The 756-nt window shown below is 24.9% G+C and carries 1 protein-coding gene and 1 pseudogene; both read left to right on the top strand.

The annotated features are described in order from the left end of the window. A partial coding sequence (locus QZ288_RS11660; RefSeq protein ID WP_295159053.1) for a hypothetical protein occupies nucleotides 1-211 on the top strand: 211 nt, incomplete at its 5' end. 241 nt (nucleotides 212-452) lie between these two features. After that, a pseudogene (locus QZ288_RS11655) lies at nucleotides 453-756 on the top strand (hypothetical protein); the annotation flags it as partial.

Here is a 756-nt window from a genome sequence, read left to right as displayed (position 1 = left end):
TGGAGATTTGGCAATGATTATTAATACACCTAATGGTAAACAAAGTGCACATGATGATAGTTATATTCGTAAATCAGCTATTAAGATGAGAATTCCATATATGACAAATATTGCTGCTGCTAAAGCTTCGCTTGAGGGGATTATGGAAATGAAGATTCATGGTAGCCATGAGGTTAAATCGTTACAAGATTATCATGCTTCAATTAAATAATAAGTAAAATACAGCTATATAAGGCTGTATTTTATTTTGTTTAGTTTTAAATGTATTTAAGTATTAGTTATCAAAATTGTTATTATTTTCTTTATAAGAGTTTTTATTAATATGTGCTTATTGATATAATAAAATATTAAAAAGTATATCAATAATTGATTATTTGTTTTATAATATATTATTGTTGTAGCAAAAAGTGTTAAAATATGTAAATGTTTTATATAATGGAGGCAATGTAGATATGAAGTTTATGAAAATAGTGATGATCTGTTTAATGATCATAGGATTAACGGCTTGTAATAAAAATATTAATGAAAAACCTGATAAAAAGGATAAAGATCAAGAGGAGATTACTGAATATAAAAGAGATTCAACCCCTGGAGAAATAATTTATATTACATTAGAAGAGATGGAATCTAAATTGAAAAAGAAAGAATCGTTTCCAATTATTTTTTCTACTACTTATTGTTTATATTGTCGTGATTTTCATTCAGTATTTGATGAATATATTAAAACACACCATGTAGTTATGTATGAAGTTATTC

It is taken from the genome of uncultured Brachyspira sp., assembly GCF_910578695.1.
Lineage (GTDB): Bacteria > Spirochaetota > Brachyspiria > Brachyspirales > Brachyspiraceae > Brachyspira.
Note: the sequence above shows the minus strand (reverse complement) of the source record. Positions and strands in the feature narration are given on the sequence as shown.